This window comes from Pseudochrobactrum sp. Wa41.01b-1, assembly GCF_019464455.1.
Taxonomy (GTDB): domain Bacteria; phylum Pseudomonadota; class Alphaproteobacteria; order Rhizobiales; family Rhizobiaceae; genus Pseudochrobactrum; species Pseudochrobactrum saccharolyticum.
Genome location: NZ_CP080493.1, coordinates 1,944,824 through 1,965,518, shown reverse-complemented (window position 1 = coordinate 1,965,518; position 20,695 = coordinate 1,944,824). Strand labels below are relative to the sequence as shown.

25 protein-coding genes are annotated in these 20,695 nt (G+C 61.0%); 18 read left to right on the top strand and 7 right to left on the bottom strand.

The features are described 5' to 3' along the window. Positions 1-222 precede the first annotated feature (222 nt). Complete coding sequence (locus tag K1X45_RS09145) at positions 223-1,764, top strand: EAL domain-containing protein (RefSeq protein WP_220158649.1); 1,542 nt, start codon at positions 223-225, stop codon at positions 1,762-1,764. A 60-nt stretch (positions 1,765-1,824) separates the two neighbouring features. On the opposite strand, the gene K1X45_RS09140 is transcribed toward K1X45_RS09145, so the two are convergent. Continuing rightward, positions 1,825-2,739: a LysR family transcriptional regulator gene (locus K1X45_RS09140; RefSeq protein WP_220158648.1), complete on the bottom strand. Its 915-nt coding sequence runs from the start codon at positions 2,737-2,739 to the stop codon at positions 1,825-1,827. A gap of 139 nt (positions 2,740-2,878) precedes the next feature. On the opposite strand from K1X45_RS09140, the gene K1X45_RS09135 reads away from it, so the two are divergent. From K1X45_RS09135 to K1X45_RS09125, 3 genes are all read left to right on the top strand, one after another. Then, positions 2,879-3,514, top strand: coding sequence for an SDR family oxidoreductase (locus K1X45_RS09135; RefSeq protein ID WP_220158647.1), 636 nt, complete (start codon positions 2,879-2,881; stop codon positions 3,512-3,514). 66 nt (positions 3,515-3,580) lie between these two features. Continuing rightward, on the top strand, positions 3,581-4,507 hold the full coding sequence (locus K1X45_RS09130; RefSeq protein ID WP_220158646.1) for an alpha/beta hydrolase: 927 nt from the start codon (positions 3,581-3,583) through the stop codon (positions 4,505-4,507). Positions 4,508-4,634: 127 nt separating this feature from the next. Continuing rightward, positions 4,635-5,435 carry an SDR family oxidoreductase gene (locus tag K1X45_RS09125; RefSeq protein ID WP_220158645.1) on the top strand — a complete coding sequence of 267 codons (801 nt, stop codon included), beginning with the start codon at positions 4,635-4,637 and terminating at the stop codon, positions 5,433-5,435. 135 nt (positions 5,436-5,570) lie between these two features. On the opposite strand, the gene K1X45_RS09120 is transcribed toward K1X45_RS09125, so the two are convergent. Continuing rightward, entirely contained in the window at positions 5,571-5,807 is a 237-nt protein-coding gene (locus K1X45_RS09120) for a hypothetical protein (RefSeq protein ID WP_220158644.1), read from the bottom strand. A gap of 327 nt (positions 5,808-6,134) precedes the next feature. Between K1X45_RS09120 and K1X45_RS09115 the strand changes: the two genes are divergently transcribed. Together K1X45_RS09115 and K1X45_RS09110 are read left to right on the top strand one after the other, a co-directional pair. Then, positions 6,135-6,350, top strand: a complete 216-nt coding sequence (locus K1X45_RS09115) for a transcriptional regulator domain-containing protein (RefSeq protein ID WP_220158643.1) — start codon at positions 6,135-6,137, stop codon at positions 6,348-6,350. An 85-nt stretch (positions 6,351-6,435) separates the two neighbouring features. After that, on the top strand, positions 6,436-6,915 hold the full coding sequence (locus tag K1X45_RS09110) for a DUF2285 domain-containing protein (RefSeq protein WP_255560951.1): 480 nt from the start codon (positions 6,436-6,438) through the stop codon (positions 6,913-6,915). A gap of 35 nt (positions 6,916-6,950) precedes the next feature. Here K1X45_RS09110 and K1X45_RS09105 read toward each other — a convergent pair whose 3' ends face one another. Continuing rightward, the gene (locus K1X45_RS09105; protein WP_220158642.1) at positions 6,951-7,907 is read right to left on the bottom strand and encodes a GGDEF domain-containing protein; all 957 of its coding nucleotides are present in this window, start codon (positions 7,905-7,907) and stop codon (positions 6,951-6,953) included. A 110-nt stretch (positions 7,908-8,017) separates the two neighbouring features. Beyond that, on the bottom strand, positions 8,018-8,311 hold the full coding sequence (locus K1X45_RS09100) for a DNA -binding domain-containing protein (RefSeq protein WP_220160442.1): 294 nt from the start codon (positions 8,309-8,311) through the stop codon (positions 8,018-8,020). Positions 8,312-8,786: 475 nt separating this feature from the next. Between K1X45_RS09100 and K1X45_RS09095 the strand changes: the two genes are divergently transcribed. From K1X45_RS09095 to K1X45_RS16015, 10 genes are all read left to right on the top strand, one after another. Next, the gene (locus K1X45_RS09095; RefSeq protein ID WP_220158641.1) at positions 8,787-9,059 is read left to right on the top strand and encodes an AlpA family transcriptional regulator; all 273 of its coding nucleotides are present in this window, start codon (positions 8,787-8,789) and stop codon (positions 9,057-9,059) included. Further along, positions 9,060-10,142: a replication initiator protein A gene (locus K1X45_RS09090; RefSeq protein WP_220158640.1), complete on the top strand. Its 1,083-nt coding sequence runs from the start codon at positions 9,060-9,062 to the stop codon at positions 10,140-10,142. Continuing rightward, a complete protein-coding gene (gene parA, locus K1X45_RS09085; RefSeq protein ID WP_220158639.1) occupies positions 10,139-10,792 on the top strand; it encodes a ParA family partition ATPase in 654 nt (217 codons plus the stop codon). The genes K1X45_RS09090 and parA overlap by 4 nt, the downstream gene beginning before the upstream one ends. Then, the gene (locus K1X45_RS09080) at positions 10,789-11,043 is read left to right on the top strand and encodes a hypothetical protein (protein WP_220158638.1); all 255 of its coding nucleotides are present in this window, start codon (positions 10,789-10,791) and stop codon (positions 11,041-11,043) included. The genes parA and K1X45_RS09080 overlap by 4 nt, the downstream gene beginning before the upstream one ends. Beyond that, positions 11,040-11,558, top strand: coding sequence for a DUF2840 domain-containing protein (locus K1X45_RS09075; RefSeq protein WP_220158637.1), 519 nt, complete (start codon positions 11,040-11,042; stop codon positions 11,556-11,558). The genes K1X45_RS09080 and K1X45_RS09075 overlap by 4 nt, the downstream gene beginning before the upstream one ends. Next, positions 11,555-12,100, top strand: a complete 546-nt coding sequence (locus K1X45_RS09070) for a S26 family signal peptidase (RefSeq protein WP_220158636.1) — start codon at positions 11,555-11,557, stop codon at positions 12,098-12,100. The genes K1X45_RS09075 and K1X45_RS09070 overlap by 4 nt, the downstream gene beginning before the upstream one ends. A 67-nt stretch (positions 12,101-12,167) precedes the next feature. Further along, positions 12,168-12,503 (top strand): DUF736 domain-containing protein, encoded by a 336-nt coding sequence (locus K1X45_RS09065; protein WP_220158635.1) that lies wholly within the window; start codon positions 12,168-12,170, stop codon positions 12,501-12,503. Beyond that, positions 12,503-13,252, top strand: a complete 750-nt coding sequence (locus K1X45_RS09060) for a lytic transglycosylase domain-containing protein (protein ID WP_220158634.1) — start codon at positions 12,503-12,505, stop codon at positions 13,250-13,252. The genes K1X45_RS09065 and K1X45_RS09060 overlap by 1 nt, the downstream gene beginning before the upstream one ends. A gap of 889 nt (positions 13,253-14,141) precedes the next feature. Then, on the top strand, positions 14,142-15,647 hold the full coding sequence (locus K1X45_RS09055; protein ID WP_370627114.1) for a DUF3363 domain-containing protein: 1,506 nt from the start codon (positions 14,142-14,144) through the stop codon (positions 15,645-15,647). A gap of 5 nt (positions 15,648-15,652) precedes the next feature. After that, a complete protein-coding gene (locus tag K1X45_RS16015) occupies positions 15,653-15,778 on the top strand; it encodes a hypothetical protein (RefSeq protein WP_255560370.1) in 126 nt (41 codons plus the stop codon). A gap of 342 nt (positions 15,779-16,120) precedes the next feature. Here the strand turns inward: K1X45_RS16015 and K1X45_RS09050 are convergent, their stop codons facing one another. Genes K1X45_RS09050 through K1X45_RS09040 form a run of 3 tightly spaced genes read right to left on the bottom strand, consistent with a single transcriptional unit; the run spans position 16,121 to position 19,496 of the window. After that, the gene (locus K1X45_RS09050) at positions 16,121-17,200 is read right to left on the bottom strand and encodes a response regulator (RefSeq protein WP_220158632.1); all 1,080 of its coding nucleotides are present in this window, start codon (positions 17,198-17,200) and stop codon (positions 16,121-16,123) included. Beyond that, positions 17,197-18,978, bottom strand: coding sequence for a PAS domain-containing sensor histidine kinase (locus tag K1X45_RS09045; RefSeq protein ID WP_220158631.1), 1,782 nt, complete (start codon positions 18,976-18,978; stop codon positions 17,197-17,199). Before K1X45_RS09045 ends, K1X45_RS09050 begins: the two co-directional genes overlap by 4 nt. Further along, positions 18,975-19,496, bottom strand: coding sequence for a molybdopterin-dependent oxidoreductase (locus K1X45_RS09040; protein ID WP_220158630.1), 522 nt, complete (start codon positions 19,494-19,496; stop codon positions 18,975-18,977). Before K1X45_RS09040 ends, K1X45_RS09045 begins: the two co-directional genes overlap by 4 nt. A 191-nt stretch (positions 19,497-19,687) precedes the next feature. On the opposite strand from K1X45_RS09040, the gene K1X45_RS09035 reads away from it, so the two are divergent. Both K1X45_RS09035 and K1X45_RS09030 read left to right on the top strand, forming a co-directional pair. Beyond that, a complete protein-coding gene (locus K1X45_RS09035) occupies positions 19,688-20,032 on the top strand; it encodes a hypothetical protein (RefSeq protein ID WP_220158629.1) in 345 nt (114 codons plus the stop codon). After that, a complete protein-coding gene (locus K1X45_RS09030; protein WP_220158628.1) occupies positions 20,023-20,559 on the top strand; it encodes a hypothetical protein in 537 nt (178 codons plus the stop codon). The genes K1X45_RS09035 and K1X45_RS09030 overlap by 10 nt, the downstream gene beginning before the upstream one ends. Positions 20,560-20,695: the final 136 nt, after the last annotated feature.

The following is a 20,695-nucleotide window of genomic DNA, read 5'->3' as shown; positions in this document are numbered from 1 at the left end:
GCCAGCCCCGATCGAGTTCCTCGTGGAACGCGCATGATTTTCTTGATGTGAGAGAGGTGTCGCAACGCTCGGAGTAGGAAAGGGAAAGTCGACACTCGGTCGATTGCGTACTCCTGATAAGCTCGATCTCCATAGCAAGGACAACGATAGTCTCGTGATGGACGAAAGGATTTTGATGTGATAGGTCAGGGTTGGGGGCTATTTAAAATAGATTGAGACTGGATGAGTAGAAGATCAATAATAGGCGTCGCGACACTATTCGCCATTATTGCTAGCGTTTTACCGTTGATTGGCTTGTCTGAATACCAGCAAAGACAAGATATTGTTTCTCGGCAGAATTATGTCGGTGATTATGCTTCCTATACTGCCATACGGATCGAGCAGACGCTGAACGATGCGAAACAGGCTCTTACTCGTGCTCAGACAATTAAGCGCACCGATTGCTCACCTGAGCATAGACAACAAATGGGCCAGGTCGCCGCCGATTCTCATAGTATCGAAGATGTCGGTTTTTTCAGAAACAACGAACTCGTCTGCACACGTCTCGATCTGATTTCACCACCGGTTCCAGCACACCCTGCCGACATGGATCTGGGGCAAGGGTACTCGATCCACTTCGCCGAGAAACCAGTTCTTTTCGAAGGCCAGCCACGGATCGAACTCCGTCACGGCGAGTATGGGGTGCTCGTAACTCCCGGACGATTTATTGATCTGGTCGGCTACACCGACATGATCGTTGGCGTGGCAACCGATCAAGGGAAGGTTCTTGAACAATCTGCATCCGCTGATCCTGAGGTTATTAAATCGCTCATTTCGGGACGGCATTTAGACAATGCCACCCGGTATACCTTTGCTTCCCATCCGGTTCAGGGGCTGGTCGCTTTTGCATTTGTCAGGAGTGACCGGCACGGAACAACGGTGAGTTGGCGATACATCCTGCCGCTAGGAGTAACCATTTCTCTGCTCCTTATTGGCATCATTATTTGGGTTTCGAGGCTGCAGCTATCCCCCGAAAAGGCGCTCGAACAGGCAGTCCGAAATCGAGAGTTCATTGTTCATTACCAGCCAATCATGGACCTGATGACCGGACGTTGCGTTGCAGCGGAAGCACTTGTGCGCTGGCGCCTGAACGACGGCAGGATGATGCCACCTGACCATTTCATCCCGCTGGCGGAAGCGAGCGGACTTGTTTCGTCGTTGACCGACTTAGTGATCGAAATTGTTACGACGGAGATGGGGCCATTGCTTCGTGACAACGCCGAATTGCATATCTCGATTAACATTCCGGCCCGCGATATGGAGAGCGGACGTTTCCTGTCAGTCCTGACTGCGGCCGTCGAAAAAGTCGGGATTGAACCGTCGCAAATTTGGCTTGAGGTGACGGAACGAGGCTTTATGAACGCTGACGCTGCGACGAAGGCGATTGAGAAGGCAAGAGCCGCTGGATACCGTATTGCCATCGACGATTTTGGAACAGGCTATTCCAGCCTGGCGCTCCTGGAGGGGTTGCCTCTTGATGCACTAAAGATCGACAAAGCATTTGTGGATGCGATTGGGCATGACTCAGCGCCAAGCATCGTGACAACCCATATCATCGGCATGGCGCGTGAACTCAAACTTGCACTGATCGCTGAAGGCGTGGAGACATCCCAACAGGAATCGTATCTCAAAAATGCCAATGTGCAGTTTGGGCAAGGCTGGCTCTATGCCAAGGCGCTGCCCGCTGATAAATTTCGTGTTTTTTATCGTAGCAAGATAGGTTGATCTGTTATTCGACGGTCATTTGCATGGGCAAATAGTTCAGCGTCGACTGGCGTCCGGACGTTACTGTAGCAATTGTCGCCGCCTTTCAACAAGGAAATCGACGACAGCGCGGAGCTTCGGCGCCATCTGTTCGCGTGACGGAAGATAGAGATTGAACCCGTCGAAGGGCGGACACCAGTCTTCCAGAACCCGGATCAGTGCGCCCGAATCGACATGCCGGCGCACGGCAAAATCCATGTGCATGGCAAGACCGGCGCCCTGCAGGGCGGCGTCGAGAACCATGTCGTCATTGTTGACGATGAACGATCCTTGCGGATGGAGGATAGCGCTTTGGCCGTCTTCCGGGTTGGTTAGCTCCCAGCCCGCGATCGTGTTGCCCATACCGAGGCGAAGCCCCAGGCAGTTATGGTCAGCAAGATCAGAGGGCTTTTCTGGCGCCGGATTGACCGCGAAATAGGCCGGCGAGCCGATGACGGCGAGCGAGATCGGCGGGCAGAGCGACACAGCGATCATGCCGTCGCCGACGTCTTCGCGCAGCCGCACACCGGCGTCGCAGCCTTCGCGGATGATGTCGCCGAACTCGTCCTCGATCACGATCTCCAGGCGGATCTCGGGATAGCGCCGGTGAAACTCCGCCAGATGCGGCAGAAGGAGGTAGCTCGCCGCGATGCGCGAGCTGTTGATGCGTACCTCGCCGGTCGGGCGGTTGCGCGTGTCCTGGAGCGCGCCGATCGCATGTTCGATGGCGGCGAGGCTCGGATCGATCTGTGTAAGCAGCACCCGGCCTTCCTCGGTGGCCGAGACGAAGCGGGTCGATCTGTTCAGCAGGCGGATGCCGAGCTTATCCTCCAGCGCCTTGATTGTTTGCGAGAGGCCCGAAGGGGAAATGCCAAGTTTGGCGGCCGCGCGGGTGAAATTGCCCTCGCGGGCAATTTCCGCAAAGGCGGCGATAGCGGGTAGGAGATTTCGGTCCATGAGTTATACCTTTAAGTCAGGCTTCATATTGAATGTAGATATTCTATATTCTCTTTCGCGTCCATTCGTCTATTTATAAGGAAATATGAAAAATGACAATCTGTCCGCCCCGTGTGACAGCAAAATGAAGGATAGAACCATGACCAAAACCCTGATCCTTGGCGCAAGCGGCCAGATCGCCCGGCATGTGGTCGATATGCTGGCGGGGCGCGGCGATGCCGACATGAGCCTGTTCCTGCGCGATGCGAAGAAGTTGGGCCGCGACGTTCCCGCCAATTCCCGCATCATCGAGGGCGACGTTCACGACACCGCCAAGCTAAAGGACGCCATGGCCGGTCAAGACGTCGTCTATGCCAATCTCGCCGGTGACGTCGATGCGCAGGCCGAAGCCATCATAGCCGCCATGCAGGCGACCGGCGTCCGCAAGCTGATCTTCTGCACCACGCTCGGCATTTATGATGAAGTGCCGGGCAAGTTCGGCGTATGGAACAACCGCGAGATCGGCGAGTATTTCCCACCGTATCGCAAGGCCGCCGACTTAATCGAGGCATCGGGTCTCGATTATGCCGTGCTGCGCCCGGCCTGGCTGACAGATGCCGATGAGGTCGATTACGAGACCACCGAACGCAACGAGCCCTTCAAGGGCACCGAAATCGCGCGCAAGAGCGTTGCCGCTGTTGTTGTCGAGTTGATCGAAGCGCCCGGCGCGCTCGGCAACCGGAATATCGGCATCAACAAGCCCGGCAGCGACGGCGACAAGCCAGCCTTCATGTGAGTGAGATCGGCTCGTTCGCGGGCCGATGACAATGCCCCTCGTTTTCGAAACCAAGGAGACCGCATCATGGAAACCGTGAAATTCCGCAATCACGACATGTACTGGGATATCGCCGCCGATATCCATTTCCCGCCAAACTTCGACAAGTCGAAGAAGTACCCGGCCATCATCAGCGCCCATCCGATCGGAAGCTGCAAGGACCAGACCTCCGGTAACGTCTATGGCGAGGCGCTGGCAAAGGAAGGTTTCGTCGTCATCGCCTTCGATCGCAGCTTCCAGGGGGCCAGCGGCGGCGAGCCGCGTTCCGTCGAAGATCCGACCCAGGCGGTCGAGGATTTCCGCCGTGTCGCCGACTATCTGGTGACGCTGCCTTACGTCGATGAAGACCGCATCGGCGTGCTCGGCGTCTGCGGTGGCGGCGGTTACGCGATCAATGCTGCGATGACGGAACGCCGCATCAAGGCCGTCGGCACCGTCACCGGCGCTAACTATGGCCGCCTGATGCGCGGCAACTTCACCGCCCTCAACCCGATTGTAGCACTGGAAGCAATGGCGAAGCAGCGCACGGCGGAAGCTCGCGGCGAGGCGGTCAAGGTCGATGACCTGCTGCCGCCATCGCCGGAAGAGGCCAAGCGCCTCGGCGTCACCGACCGCGATCCCTTCGAGGCGACGGAATATTACCGCACGCCGCGCGGCCAGAAGCCGAACGGCCTCAATCGCTCAGTTCCGTCGCACCAAGCTGCGGCTGCGGGCTGGGATGCCTTCCATCTGGCCGAAGTTCTGCTGACGCAGCCGCTTTGCGTCGTCGTCGGCGATCAGGTCGGCGCCTTCGGTGCCTATCGCGATGGTTGCGAGATCATCGAGCGCGCGGCCTCGAAGAAAAAGGAACTGGTCGTCGTCGAAGGCTGGTCGCACTACGACCTCTATGACAAGCCGGAGCCGGTCGGACAGGCGCTGGCGAGGCTGGTTCCTTTCTACAAGGAAAACCTCTGATCATAGCTGGCGGCCGTCACGCAAGTGGCGGCCGCTTTGCACGGCAGACCATCGCCGGGACGAATGCACAGCTTGATCGTTCAATTGCGGCGGCGATTTGATGAAGTAATGGAGCGAAAAGAATAAGATGAAGATGAAGACTATATTTATCACCGGCGCGTCCACGGGCCTGGGGAAAGCGACTGCGACCCTGTTTCAGTCGCGGGACTGGAAAGTTATCGCCACGATGCGCGATGTGACCAAGGGAGCCGATCTGGCAAAGCTGGAAAACGTCACCGTGCTTCCATTGGACGTCACCGATCCGGCACAGATCGATCAAGCAGTTTCCAAGGCGCTGGAACTGGGGACGGTCGATGTTGTCTTCAACAATGCAGGCTATGGCCTGGGCGGCCCGCTCGAAAATCTTACAGATGCGGAAATCGTGCGGCTGTTTGACACAAACATGCTGGGCACGATCCGCGTGACCAAGGCATTCATTCCCCATTTCAAGGCGCGGAAGCAGGGAATGTTCATCGCGACAACCTCGATGGCAGGATTGATGGCGGTGCCATTCAATACGATCTACAACGCCTCAAAATTCGCGATCGAAGGCTGGGCGGAGGGGATGTTCCAGGAACTTGGTCTGTTCAACATCGGAATCAAGACCGTCGCGCCGGGGATCATCAAATCACAGTTTGGGGAAAACGCGATCTGGTCTGTCGGCGAAGAGTATAAGGACGGCTTTGAACGGTCGATGGCGCAGTTTGATTTCCAAAGCTATTTCTCCACCCCGGAAATGATAGCCGATGTCGTGTACGAGGCCGCGACAGACGGCAAAAAACAACTGCGCTACGTTGCCGGCGACGATGTGAACAGGCATTTCGCCAAGTATCAGGAGTTGGGCCGTCAAGCTTACGTTGAAAAGCTGGCGGAAGAAATCATCCGATAAGTCTACACGCTAAAAGTTTTACCGTTGTTTCAGCGTACAAAACTGCATGACTAAAAGTGGTCGGCTTGGCATTCGCAAAGCTTCTTCGGTCTACAGCCGAGCGGTCGCTACTTGAGTGGCGGCCGTTTTGTCGCACTAGGCGCTTGCCGCGAGTCCGGCTTCACCGGCTGTTTTCGACGTTGCGTCCATATGGCGATCGAACCAGCCGATCAGGCGCTCCGGGTGCTGGCCGAAGTGATTGTAGGCATAGAAACACTGGTTGGATTCCTCAATCCAGAGCAGTTCCTTTTCCGCCGCGCCGGGCGCATCGAAAATCTCCTGTCCGTCCTTTTCCGCATGAATGAGGAAGTCGCGCCGAAGCTGCGCCATCATGGTTGGCACCTGCACGGCGTGGGCATGGGGCAAAGGGGTTTCCTCGTCCAGTCGGAAGCCCGTCAACTCGCGCAGGCGTTCATCGAGCTGTTCGGCGCCCTTCGGCTTCGTTCGCTGACACGGAGGCGGAAGCGCCGTAAATGCAATAGCCGCACCCGTCGAATCAGGTGTAGGTTCAAGCAACGCAAAGAAAAATTAACGATACGAGTGATCGCGTTACGCGCTCAACTTATCTGGATTCTGCAACTACAAAGATAGTTCGTTCTTCGGAACACTTCTCTGTCCGGGCATTGTTTGAGTCCCGCCCGGGCAACGGGAGGTGAGGCCATGCTGCGTATCGACTGGCGCTCTCCGGCGGCCTATATTCATGTAAAGCGTATACCTGTCGCCGGTTTTGCTTGGGAATATCTTCGTCGCAACGACGATTATCTGAACGACTTTCAGACGATCGCGAGAGCCAAAACGCCGGCGAGCGAAGCCCTCGACGCTTTTGCGCGTCGTTGGGGGGGGCGATTTCCCGCACGATCCAAACGCACCGCCTGAGAGCGGCCCGATCTGGTCGCCGCGCTTCCAGCCGCAGGCCGTCACGCTGTCGCCCGTCGAACACCACAACGGAGAGACCGAGCCGATTGTCGCCCTGGCGCATCTCGACGGACTTGAACTGCGGCAAGCGTCAGACGGTTGGCATGGTCTTTGGGAGGTTGATGGCGTCGCGCATCAGTTCTGGCTGCCGCAGGCCGTGCCGGATGCCGCCGCCTTCTACGCAGCGACCTTGCCGATGGACGCCTATCTGGAACTTCGGACCCACGCCGCGCGCAGGTTATGGCGTTCGCTGCAAGGCCGCGCCCCTGGACCAGACTTCCGCGCCATCCCGGCGCAGCTCAGAGAATGGCATATTCTGTCCCTGCGCGCACTCGACGCCCGCCTTCGCGGGGAAAGCTACCGCGCCATCGCCGAAGTGCTGCTCGGCTTTCGCGGCGCGAAAGAGGATTGGGAAATCGATCCTCGGAAGAACAAGGCCCGCCGCCTTGTCGCCCACGGCATCAAGATGATGCGCGGCGGCTATCGGCTCTTGTTGCACTATCCGATCAAGTCGACGCGAGAATAGCTGGGCTGATCGACGGGGTGCCGATGGGCGCTGCATCAGCCTATGCGCATGTTCTCGTCGTGCCAGACTTTCACCCCGTTCCGCCCCGAAGCCTTGACGTGGTAAAGCGCCGCGTCGGCGGATTGGAGAAGAAGGTCGCGAACTTCAGTCCAGTCGTGGTCGCGGGAAATCGTTGCGACGCCGGCGATGCCGATGCTGACGGTCAGGCGTCCAAACGGACTGGCCTCATTCGTTATGGCGATCCTGGCGACGGCCTCCTGAATGTTGCGGCAAACATGTTCCGCATCGCTCAGGTCCGTATCCGGCAGGACAACCACGAACTCTTCGCCGCCATATCGGGCGGCGCAATCACCAGGCCGCCGGATCGCACCGAGCATTGCCGTGCCTACGTCCTTCAGCGTCGCGTCCCCCATGATATGCCCATAGCGGTCGTTGAAGAGCTTGAAGTGATCAATATCGACCAAGGCGAGCGAGATCGGTTTCCCCTGCCGCCGGCATCGGCGCATTTCCGTATTTAGAAAGCGCTCAAAGCCGCGCCGGTTCGTCAGGCCCGTCAGAGCATCCGTTTCAGCCAACGCCTTGATACGCGCATTGGCGGTCCGAAGCTCCTGGTTGCTGGTTGCAAGCTCGACGATCTTCTTTTTCAGGGAAGAGATATCGGTCAGTGTCGCGAGCGCGGCCACCGACTGACCACTCCGCCGAATGGGGTTGATCGACACGAAAAAATGTCGCCCGAGGAGAACGACTTCATCGGAGGCCGCGGCCGCGCCATCATCAAATGCCTGGAAGTCGGCATGGATCTTCGAGACGACTTCAGGAAGCATGAAATCGGCCACCGCTTTGCCGACAAGATTTTCAGGGCTTGCGTTGAAGAGCGCGGCGTAACTGCTGTTCGCCGCCATGTAGCTTGCCTCCCGTTCGACCAGACAGGCTGAGACCGGCAAGGATTGAAACATCTCGTTCTGCGCGTCGCTCACAAGTTGGAACGTCATGTGCGCTCAATTCCCCCCAAACGAAATCTGAACTTGTCTTCTGTGCACCTTGCAGGACAGAAGAATAAAAACCGTATCTTTCTTCTAAAAGCTGTAGCTATATTTCTAGGCTATCGCGATTTAACCAATTCCGCCGCTTGCTCCAGAATTCGCCGGTAGCCGGTCGAAGAGAGCCATTGCGCGCGGGCCAAATGGCTTTCCCAGCATTGGCGCGTTCGCTCAGCATCGGCAACCGGATCGCGGTGCAGCACAATCCGCGCGACTTCTTTCCAGTCAGCGTTCTCGGAACTGGCGTCCAGAAGCCGCAGATACGTCACGAAATGCTGCTCGTCATAGGCGGTGATGTCTTCGCCCATCGGCGCCTCGTCGGCTACGCCCGGATTAAGTTTGACGAATATTGGCATCATCCTTCCCCACCTTCGAAGAGGTTTTGTCTGCGGTGCGCCCCCGCAAACATACTCTCTGACTCTTGGTGATCGGGGAGTTAGTAACCGTGACTAGACGGCCCCATGGCCTTTAGTTCGAAGAACCTGTTGCATACGCCACAGGCTCCCCGACCATAGGATCAAGGAGTTTGGTGTCGTCACGGCCGACACCAACCGCTAGTCAGGGGTTACTACGCCCCCGAAGCAGCGCGTCACTGCTTCGCGTTCATGCCTAGCAGAAATGCTCGGAAATGTCTTCGCCGAATCCATGCGGCAGGCAACGAGCGCCTGAATTAACTCAACTAATCTGCCCCAAGGCGGTTCTTCAGTGGGGTGCCGTCAGCGCATAAGCGCAAATGCGGCACGCTACCCGCCGCCGATCCTTCGCCATGGTTCGCCATAGTCCACTGCCGCAACGGCAAGTGGCGCTCACTGACGAACCAGAGGTGATCCCATGGCTAGCCGCCCCACAGCGGACATGCCGCCGCGCCTGTTGCGCACACAGGAGGCCGCGCGCTTCCTCGGCATTTCCCTTCGAACCCTTGAAAAGCATCGCACCTACGGCACAGGCCCGACCTATCGGAAGATCGGCGGGCGCGTCCTCTATGCCGTCGGCGATCTCGAAGCCTGGTCCTCCATCGGCGCCCGCAAATCCACCAGCGACAAGACAGCCGGCACGGTGTTTCCCGCCCGACCGCTGACCCCGCAAGAGCGGGGTGAGAGCTGAATGCTGCGCGATGACGACAATAGACCCGCGCCGCCATCCGAGACCAGCGAGCGCAGCCGCCTCGACCCCTTCGTGGTCGCGACGGGCGATGCGCCGCCGCGCGACCAGCGCGATCTGATGGAGCGGCCTTTCTTCTCGCTCGCCAAGGCCAAGCGGGTGACGCCGATCCTCTACGAATCCGGCGGCGTCCGCGTCGAGGTCTTCGGCGGGATGGACGCCGGCATCGCGACCATATGGGACGCCGACATCCTGATCTGGGCCGCCTCGCAGCTTGTCGAGGCCGAGAACAACGGCCTGCGCACCTCACGCTTCTTCCGCTTCACGCCTTATCAGCTTCTCATGGCCATCGGCCGCGCCACAGGCGCGCGCGAATACCGGCTGCTGAAGAACGCGCTAATCCGTCTCCAGTCCACCTCCATCCGCACGACGATCCGCCAGGGCGAGCATTGGCGACGGCATCAATTTTCCTGGATCAACGAATGGGAGGAGCTGACCACCCGCGACGGCCGCATCGAGGGCATGGAGTTCGTCCTGCCCGATTGGTTCTATCGCGGCGTCATCGACCGCTCGCTCGTGCTAGCGATCGACCCTGCCTATTTCCGGCTGACCGGCGGTATCGAGCGCTGGCTCTACCGCGTCGCCCGCAAGCATGCCGGACACCAGCCGCATGGCTGGCTGTTCGAGGTCACGCATCTTCACCAGAAATCCGGCTCCATGGCGCGGATCTCCGATTTCGCGCTCGACCTGCGCCGCATCGCCGCGAGGCAATTGCTGCTCGGATACCGCCTCGACATCTTTCGCGAGGGGCGGCGCGAATACCTGCAAATCCGCCCCGAAAACTTGCCCACAGTGTCTGTGGATAACCTTGTGGAAAGGCTCGTGACTTCGGGCGCAAAGGGTATCGGGACTTCGGGCGCAGCACTATCGGGATTTCGGGCGCACGGACCCCAGTTAAGCCTTTGGCCGGAAAAGGGGATTCCGACTGCTAACTTAGAGTCTAACAAAGAATCTAACTCTTCTTCTTTGACGCGCGCGCATGCGAGGCGTGGTGCCGGTGCCACCGAGCGGGGCACCAAATCATGATCGTCGCGCTCCTCAATCAGAAAGGTGGCGTCGGCAAGACGACGCTGGCGCTCCATCTTGCCGGAGCATGGGCCGGGAGGGGACGGCGGGTCACGTTGATCGACGCCGACCCGCAAGGCTCCGCGCTCGATTGGTCCGAGCGGCGTGCCCACGAAGGCTTGCCGAGGCTATTCAGCACCATCGGTCTTGCCCGTGACACGCTGCACCGGGAAGCGTCGGAGCTGGCCCGTGGCGTTGATCACGTCGTCATCGACGGGCCGCCCCGCGTCGCCGGTCTCATGCGCTCCGCGCTGCTCGCCGCCGACCTGGTGCTGATCCCGGTGCAGCCGTCGCCTTTTGACGGCTGGGCCTCCGCCGAGATGCTGGCGCTCCTGACGGAGGCGCGCATCTATCGGCCCGGGCTCGCCGCACGCTTCGTTCTCAACCGTTGTGCCGCCCGCACCGTCATCGCCCGCGAGACCGCCGAGACGCTGGCCGATCACGACCCGCCCTTGCTCGCCGCCACGGTCGGCCAGCGCGTCGCCTTCGCGACCGCTGCGCAATTGGGGCGGCTCGCCTCCGAGATCGATAGCGGCGTGCTGGCCGCGCAGGACATCGCCGCTCTGACCGATAAGATCGATTGCCTGGCGATCGGGAGGAGCGCGCTATGACACGTCCTTCCGTCAAATCCGGCTTCGCATCCCGGCCAGGCGATCCTGAAAGCTGGATCAGGGCGGCCGAGCCGCAGCTAGGCGGCAAGGCCGCTGGCAGCGTCAACACCGCCCGCCTGACCATCGATGTCCCACCTGAACTGCGCGGGCGCATCAAGATCGCGGCTTTCCGGCGCGGCATCACCGTCGCCGACATGCTGCGCGCGCTGCTTGAACGCGAATTTCCAGCCATCGAGGGAGACCCGTCATGACCGGCAAAGCGAGCCCCCATGCGCATGGCCGTCCGCAGCCGGACGGGCCAGCGCCATTCACCACCCTGGTCGAACTAACCTTCCAGAAGCAGAAGATCGAGCATTGGATCAGGTTCGGCCACAAGAGCTTTGAGCAGATCCTCGACCGTCGCCGCAGCATCGTCGGCTTTGCGCCGAACAGCATCTTCGCCTTCGTGCGATGGGCGGCCGGCGAGCATGGCACGGTCGTTTCACGTCTCGACATCGTGCGGGTCATCGGTCGCGGCGAACCATTCCAGACGCTGCCTTTCGTGCGGCCGGGCGGCGAGATCCTGCTGCGGCTGAACGGCTGGGTGAAGGTCCAGCGCGCGCTGGCCGCAATCGACGCCGTGGACGTGCTCGGCATCGATCCAGCCGACGCATCGCCCGATCATTGGCGCCATGTCCATAACCGGCTGAGCGCCGGTCTGGAGCCGCTCGCCTATTCGCCGGAGCGCCATGCGGCATGGCTCGGACGCCGGAGGATCGACCCATGACGGGCTTTCGATACCTCTCTGTCACGGCCTTGGCCGTCATCGGCATCACCGCCGCGGCTGTGGTCGATATGCCAGTCAAACTGATCTGGAACGCGACGGCCAGCGCGCCGCTCGGTTTCTACACCGTCGAGCCGGCAGACCGGATCGAAGTGCCGGAGCTGGTCGCGATCATGCCGCCCGAACCGCTCGCGGGCTTCATGGTCGAGCGTGGCTACGTCGCCCGCGACGTGCCGCTCCTGAAGCGTGTCCTCGGCCTGCCAGGACAGCGCGTCTGCCGTACCGGCCGCACCATCACTGTCGATGGCGTGGAGATGGGCGATGCGCTGGAGCGCGACCGGATCGGGCGCGATCTGCCCGTCTGGCAGGGCTGCCACATCATCGCCGAGGGTGAACTTTTCCTCATGAACTGGGACGTCCGCGACAGCCTGGACGGCCGTTACTTCGGATCGATCCCTGCAAATTCCGTCATCGGCCGGGCGCTGCCGCTCTGGACTGATGAGGAAGGCGACGGGCGCTACATCTGGCGCGCGCCAACTAACTGACCGCTTTCCCATCGGCGGGAGCGGTGTCCGCCAATGAGCTTCTCAACGCCACCGCAAGGAGACAGACATGCCGCAAATTGGTCAATTCCATCGCGACGCATCCGGCTTCGCGGGAGAGCTTATCACGCTCACCCTCAAGCGCGAACTCGTCATCGTTCCCGCCGAGCATTCCGACGCCGAGAACGCGCCGGACTACCGCGTTCATTACATCGAGCATGACGGCCCGGAGGTCGGCGCGGCGTGGAAGCGCACCGGCGAGAAGGCCGGAGAATATCTCTCCGTGCTGCTCGACGATCCCGCCTTGCCACAGCCGATCCGCGCCAATCTCTTCCAGAGCGGCGACGACAAATCGTCATGGTCGCTGCACTGGAGCCGTCAAAAGCCCCGCGAGGATCGGGACTGATGGCCATGCGATATCGCGCCATCTCCGCGCGGCAATTACTCGTCCCGGTGTTTGCCGTCGCCTGCAGCTTCGTCAGTGGATCGGCCTGTGCCGTTGCGCAGTCGACGGCGATTGTTCAGCCTGCGGCCGTTCATCCCCACGCCGCTCATATCGCCGAGGCGTCGCAGCGCTTCGGCATTCCCGAGCCATGGATTCGCGCCGTGCTGCGCGCTGAAAGCGCGGGTAACGTGCGGGCCATCTCCTCAGCAGGGGCGATTGGCCTGATGCAGGTCATGCCAGATACATGGGCGGGCCTGCGCGTTCGCTATGGCCTCGGCGGCGATCCCTATCAGCCGCGCGACAATATCCTCGCGGGCACCGCCTATCTGCGCGAGATGTGGGATCGCTACGGCAATGTCGCGGCGATGCTCGCCGCCTATAATGCCGGTCCCGGTCGTTACGATGAACATCGCTCGACCGGTCGAATCTTGCCTGCGGAGACCCGCGCCTATGTCGCCGCGCTCACGCCGATCCTCGGCGGCGCGGCGCCATCGGGCGAACCGGCAAAGCGCGCAGAACCGCCAGCCGATTGGCGTGATGCGCCGCTCTTCGTCATGCGTTCGACCGACATCCGCGGCGCAGCCGCACCACCGTCCGAACAGCGATCCGGCGACAACCGCATCCCCGTTCCGGATCGCGATCCCGCCGATGTGGAGCGTCAGGACGGCAGCATGTTTGTCGCCCGCGCCGGCGACGGAAACCGGCCCTGAGCATGGCGGTCCCGACCTCGGCAGCGTTCGTTCCGGTGTGCAGTCAGGCAGGGGATCGCCTGGCTGCATTCCCGGCACTAAGAGCAAAAAGGGCAGAGAAGGCGGAGGGCAAGATAAAGGAAACCGGCACTCCGTTGGCGCGGTTTCGGGGCAAGCCCTTGTCTGCACACTGTTTTGGGGCGGCGCTGACGGCACCTTGGTTTGGGACGCCGCGTGCCGCGACGTGGCGCAAAGCCTTGGCTTTGCTGGGTTTCGAGCGGCACCATGACCCGAATTCGGCGGTTTTCTGTGGGTTTGCCCCGGAGGCGCTGGCTTGAGCGACGACGAGGAATTCCGCTTCCGCCCGAGGCCGGGCCGTGTGCGCGTCGATGCGCCCAAGCTCGGCAAGGCCAAGAGCTTCTTGACCCAGGCGAAGAAGATCGCCCGTCAGCAGAGCAACAGCCCGTCACGGGGCTTCTCATCACCATCATCGTCGTCGCCATCGTCGCAGCGGTCCCGATCGCAGGGCGTCGGCAAAGGTGCCAAGGCGTCGCGGGCAAGCGGCGGGCCGGGCCTGAAACGGGGACGCGGCGCGGCCTTCGTGCGAGCGCGCACCCTGTCGGGCGGCTGGCGTCACAGCGCGCCCGGCATCCGCCGCGTCGTCGTCAAAACCCGCTACGTCCAGGGCGCGGGCAAGAACGGGAAATCCGCCGCCCATCTGCGCTACATCCAGCGCGACGGCACCTCGCGCGAGGGCGAGCGCGGCCAGCTCTATTCGGCCGGCGAGGACCGCGCCGACGGTGCTGCCTTCGTCGAGCGCGGCACTGAGGATCGCCATCAGTTCCGCTTCATCGTCTCGCCCGAGGACGGGGCGCACCTCTCCGACCTAACGGCCTATACGCGCGACCTCATGGCCCAGGTCGAAACCGATCTCAGCACGCGGCTCGATTGGGTCGCGGTCAATCACCACAACACCGGCCATCCCCATGTCCATGTCATCATCCGCGGCGTAGACGAGTTGGGTGAGAACCTTGTCATCAACGGCGACTTTCTCGCCAACGGCATCCGCGCGCGGGCGAGCGATCTGGCGACGCTGGAGCTTGGTCCCGTCCCCGAGATCGAGCAGAGCCGCAAGCTCACCGCCGAGATCGCCCAGGACCGCTTCACCCGCATCGACCGCGCCATGACCGCCGAAGCCGAGGACCGCTTCCTCGACCTGCGCAACGAGCCCGCCGATCTGGGTCGCCAGCGCGACCGGACCTTGCGCCTGCGCCGTCTCTCAAAGCTGGAAAAGATGGGCCTCGCCACCGAGCACGCGCCGGGCGTCTGGGAATTGAGCGAGCGGATGGAACCGGCACTGCGCGAGCTGGGCGAGCGCGGCGACATCATCCGCAACATGCACAAGGCGCTGAAGGCCGATGGGATGGACCGAGATCCGACGACGTTCCAGCTTCACGACGCCGCGCCCGAAGTCCCGATCGTCGGCCGCGTCGTCGACAAATATCTGACCGATGAGCTGGGCGAGTTCCTGACCGTCGTGGTCGACGGGATCGACGGGCGCACCCATCATCTGCCCGGCATCGATCCGGCCCGCGTCGAGGACGCCCGCATAGGAAGCGTCGTCGAGATCGGCCCGGCCGAGACCGCGAGCCGGCCATCCGACAGGACCATCGCCACCATCGCCGAGGGCGGCGTCTATCGGCCGAGCCGCCATCTCGAACAGGCCAAGTTCGAGGGCCGCGTGCCGGGCGGCGACTATGACGGCTATGTCGACGCGCATGTGCGCCGGCTGGAGGCGTTGCGCCGCGCCGGCATCGCCGAGCGGATCGACGCCGACCAGTGGCGCATCCCCGAGGATTTCGAGAGCCGCGCCGCCGCCTATGACGCAGGCCGCAACCGGCAGGCCAATATCCGCATCCTCTCCGCCGCCCGGCTCGAACAGCAGATCGGCGCGGACGGTTCGACCTGGCTCGACCGGCGGCTGATGACACCCGACACCTCCGACCTCGCGCCATCCGGGTTCGGGAGCCAAGTCCGCGACGCGATCGACCGCCGCCGCCAGCATCATATCGACCAGGGCGACGCGACGCCCGGGCCGAACGGCGGCACGATCTATCGGCGCAATCTCCTCGCCACCCTGCGCGCCCGCGAGATCGAACGCATCGGCGGCGAGATGGCCGCGACCAAGAACCTGCCGTTCCGCGCCGCGCGCGACGGCGATACCGTCAGCGGCAAGTTCGCCGGGACCGTCCAGCTATCAAGCGGCAAGTTCGCCGTGGTCGAGCAGAGCCACGAGTTCACCCTTGTCCCGTGGCGGCCCGTCATAGACAGGCAGCTCGGCAAGGAGGTCAGCGGCATCGTCCAGGGCGGATCGGTGTCATGGCAGCTGGGACGTCAGCGAGGGCGAAGCTTATAGAGATTTTGGGGGTATATAGCCCGCTGACATGCCACTATCTGCGCGACATTGACCGCTTCGTGCGCTTGATCCACGCCGCACTGGTTCCCGACGGCAAAACCTGGCCGGTTATCCACTATTCCATCGAGTGAATGCCGCACCGATTGGTTCGCCAAGGGCCGGCTGAATTATCACGCCACAACGCGGCGACGCTGATTGGCACGGGCCTCCAGATTCGCGGGATCAAGGAATTAGCGCTAACGCCCGAGCAGATCGGGCAGATGCGCGCGCTCAATTAGGAAATGGAACGCCCGCAGATGCTTCTGGTTGGGCGTAAAAATGCCGACGCGGGACAGAGATGAATCTGGCAAGCGTTAGGACAAGTCCGGCGACATGTGCCGTGCGCTTCGCTGCCCGGGCTAGGCCAGATTTCATCCAGCCTAGCCAGACAAACTACGCGGGAGTTCCTCTGAACGGAGGAGCGTTCAGCTTCCTCAAGCGTTCAACGAGAGGGGGATTGTGGCCCGTATCAGCAAAGCGACGAGGTCTGCTTGACGATGCGTGTGGGTCTTTTGAAACAGGTTCTGCAAATGGTACGTGATCGTGGTTTGCTTGACACCGAATTCTTCCGCGATTTCCTCAAGGCGCCTGCCAGCCACCAGCGCCGCAGCAAGCCGTGCCTCGGCCGACGTGCATCCGAACAGGGACGCCAATACCTCTGCCGAAATCTCGGCCTGTTTGTCCGGATCCACCACAAGAGCGACCGCATGGCGAGCATTGCTGCTTGGGAAACCGAGTGACGAAATCTGCAAGACCAGAGGGTGGCCTTCATGCCTCTCGATGGCGAGTGTGTGGCTGCTTCCGACGTCTCGCAGAACGGTCGCGAGAGCTGATTTCAAAGGCTGCGAGGATTTTGCAGTGCGGGCGATTAGCCCTGTCGCAGACAGCGACAGCCCGTCGCCCTTTCCGATCAAATGTCGAGCCGCCTCGTTTGTCATGCTCACCTCGCCGGATTCTTCGAGGAGGAATATACCAATCGAAAGGCGGTCCAGTGCCGCCGCAAGGGCTCCCAACGCGGTCTCGCCATTCCTGACGGCCTGCTCGATCAGCCGCTGCTGCTCGCGTTGCAGGTCTGCAAGAAGCGACCGCCGGATCCGGTCCACGAGATGAAGCCGTGATTTGATCGTCGCGAGTAGGTCGTCGAAGTCGACAGGTTTTACCAGATAGTCGTCCGCGCCGGCATTCTTGCCGTTCAAGACCTCGGCCCTGTCGGCCAATGCCGTCAAGAAGACGAAGGGCACTTCGGCAAGATCGGGGCGATCCTCCCTGAGTTTTGCCATCAGTTCGTAGCCGCCGAGTTCCGGCATGGTTATATCGCACAGGATTAGGTCGGGACGCTCCGCCTCGAGTTCGAGAAGCGCTTCCCGGCCGTTGCCGGCTTCCACCACACGATAGCCTGCCGAAACGAGCTCTTCGACGATATCGGAGCGAAGATCGGCTTCATCCTCCACGCATAGGACGGTTCGTTGGCGGCTGGATTCCGGATCAGGCGTGGGAAGTTGTTCCGCGTTCATGCTGCTAGCGCTTCCTCTCTGGGTATGGTGAGAACAAAGGTCGATCCTCCGCCTTCACGCGCGAATGCGTCTACGTCGCCCCCATGCATGCGGGCTATTGTGCGCGCCACATGCAGGCCGATGCCCGTTCCCTCGACGCCAACGGCGGTTTTTGCCCGAAAGAAACGTTCAAAAAGCTTGTGGCGTTCTTCATCGGGGATGCCGATTCCACGATCGCTGACGCAAATGCGAACCTGCTGGTGATCCGCCTCCGCAGAGACGTCGATCGGGAAGGGCGGTGATGAATATTTGACGGCATTGGAAAGCAGGTTGGCGACCACCTGGTCAATGAGTAGCGGATCGCAGCATGTCCATGCCGGCAGTTGCTCCAGCTCGATGCGGAATACCCGGTTGGGGGACGTCTCCTTCTGGCGTTCGCAGGCTTCGACGATGAGTTTCGCGAGGTCGCAACGCCTGATATCGACGTCGATCTGGCCGGCGTCCATCTTGGCGGCGTTCAACGTGCTCGACACGAGGCGGGTAAGCCGGAGTACAGCTGCACGGATCTTTCCGGCGCGCTCGTGTATTTCCTCTTCTGTCATTTGCCTGCCGCGGCGGATTATCCGCTGGGCACTGGCGTCGATAATCGACAAAGGGGTCCGGAACTGATGTGACACCATCGACACGAACCCTTTGTAAAGCTCACGCAGGCCGGTTTCTCGCGCCAGCGATTCCTCGAGATCGCGCGTTCGCTCGGCCACAATGGCTTCGAGCTGGTCGCGGTGTTCCACAATCTCAAGCCGGGCGCTATGGGCGTCGGTGACGTCGCGGAAGAAGAGAATTCCGCCGATGATCGTATCTCCCGATTTAATTGGATAGGTGAATTTTTCGATGTAGCGGGTGCTGTTGGGGATCGCATGGGGGGGCATGTGCAGGCTCTCGCCCGCAATTGTCTGGCGCATCAGGTTCATGATCGTGTGATCATCCGGAAACGAATAGGCTTCCTGGATGAACCGGCCGACGATGTCCTTTCCGCCCGGAACCGGGAACATCGCACTCATGGCGGAGTTCCAGTGTGTGCAACGAAGGTCCCGGTCGAAGGCGGCGACACCGTCGCCGCTCGATTCAAGCAGCAGGCGCGAGAAGTCGCGGTCGCGCCTGAGCGTGTTCTCCGCAAGCGCAACGGAACGCAGACTCGCCACCATGCGCATGACAATGAATATTCCGAAGCCGAAGATCAAAACGACGGCAATGCTCGCTTCGAACAGAATGCCTCTGTACTTTTCACGCTGGCCGGCGACGCTGATGCGTTCGGCGATCATGATCTCGTTTGCCGCACTCCTGAACATGGCGGCGTCGCTCAACAGGTTGTCGAGGACGGTTTGTGGTATGGCCGTTTTCGAGTTTGCTGCGACCCGCAACGCCTGCTCGAAATCCTTCAAATGAACGGTTGCCGTCTCCACTGGTCCACTTCCCAGATTTCGGGCGATGACTTCTCCCAGCTTCCCTTCGGAGAGAAGTGCAAGACTGCTGAAGGCAACGTCCAGCCGAAGCTGAAGCTGTTCAACGTCGGGATCTGTTCGCGTGCCCCGGTTCCAGGCCTCGCTGGCCAATGCGAGACGGTGATCTTCGTAATGAACCTGGGAAATCAGCCAGAGCACATTCTCGCCGACGGAGTTGGATAAATCTTTTTCTGCTTCCATCAGCCGGTGCACGGCCAGGCCGAGCAGCACGGCGCACGCGGCGACGATCGCGATGGTTAGAGCCGTGACTGTTCGCTTGCTGACCAGGATCTTCATCGAACCTCTATTTTGTTAAGCTGCCAAACCCATCTGGAATCATATCGTTCGTCGCGAAGTTCGGCGATAGAGTCACGGGGATAGACGATCCAGAGCGGCCCCTTGTCGCGGCGGGTCAAGGGCTTTCCGTCCATCCGCATGGCCAGCAGGACGCCGAATTCGTCCGCATCCGCAGCCGGAAACGCGATCCTGTAACCGTTGAGGGCCTCCGCGACGAGCGTATCGCCGCGCGCGCCGACTGCGGCCAGTACATCCTTCAGTAAAACGCCGTCGAAACGGGCGATCCCGTCTGTCCAGGGCGTATGCGTTTCGATCCGATGCGCTGGAAAGGCTGAAAGCAGATCCGCATCGAAAAGCGCGGCCCCATCCCCATTCGACTTTTCGATCATTCCCGTCACCGTCAGCAGCGCCGGGCCCGTCGTGCGTGCAAGGTTTTTCGAGAGTGTGGGCGATGCAACGAAGAGAGCAAGCACCGTTAAACACTGCAACCAGGCTATGCGGACGGCCGGACTATTCATCTGATGGATCTTTCACAATCGAAGCACTTTGAGTGTCCGATGGTGTAAGCTCCAGCTTTTTTCTGCGCCCCCTATGAACATACGGGGCGCGCCTGTTTTCTTCTCTTATGTTGAGAAGGCAAGTCTGCCGCTCGGAGACAAGTACATCTTCAGAGCGGGTCAACCCAACTATAAATCAAACAGGGAAAATCATGAAGTTCGTCCTTATCGGACTGCTCTGCCTCGCCCTTGGCGGATGCAGTCAAACCTCTTCGCAAACGGGAACGACAGCCTCGGTACGCGGAAAATCCGCCGTGACCACGGCTGGCGTGCAAACGAGGAAGCCTTCGACGAGTAGGGATGCCTGCGCGGACGCAGTTCGGGCGCAATCGAATGCGGCAATGCTGGGCGGCGCGCTCGGGATGGTTGGCGGTTTCGGCGGGTTCGGCGGCCGCGGCGGCATGATCGCCGGTCAGGTCGCATCGACGGCGGGCACCATGGTCGCCAACAGCCAGTCGGCCAAGGCGCAGTCGGGAGTCATGCAAGAATGCTACTGAGCCGCAAAATCGGACATGCGACGGCACCAAGCCTACCCCGCCTTGCAAGGCTGGTCGCGCTCCTCCTGGCGGCGGGTGTGGCGTTGCAGGCCGTGCCGGCAGCCGCGCTCGATAGCCGGGAGGCGGGGCAGGTCGTGACGATCCTGGAAAAGCTCGTCGTCGAAACCGGCAGCACCGTCTATTACGATGAGGAGGCCGCGGAAGAGTGGTTCCAGATCGATGACGAAACGTCGGGATTGATCGCGGCCGCGGGCTTCACCCGGGCCACCTGGAAAACGGCGTTCGATCAGACGTTGACCGGCTTCATCGCCTCCGTACCCGAGGCCGAGCTGGAAAAGCTGATGGACGATTTCATCAATCAGTTTGGCGAGGCAACCAAGATGACGCCGGAACAGAAGGCGGAGGCGGCCAGCCTGATGGGCGCGGAGATGGGGCATTTCGACGGCATTCGCGCCAAGGGCGCCCAGTATCAGGATTTCGTCACCCCTTATGCTCCCCGACTGAGGAAGATCACCTTTCAGAAATAGGCGCAGCTTCAACGCGCCTTTCGGCAGATCAAGATCGCCAGCGAGCAAATACGAGAATTCCGATAGCGCGGGAGATGTGTTCTCCCGCGCTTTTGTTTCCGCACGACAATCTTGCGGCATGAGCAAAAGAATTTTC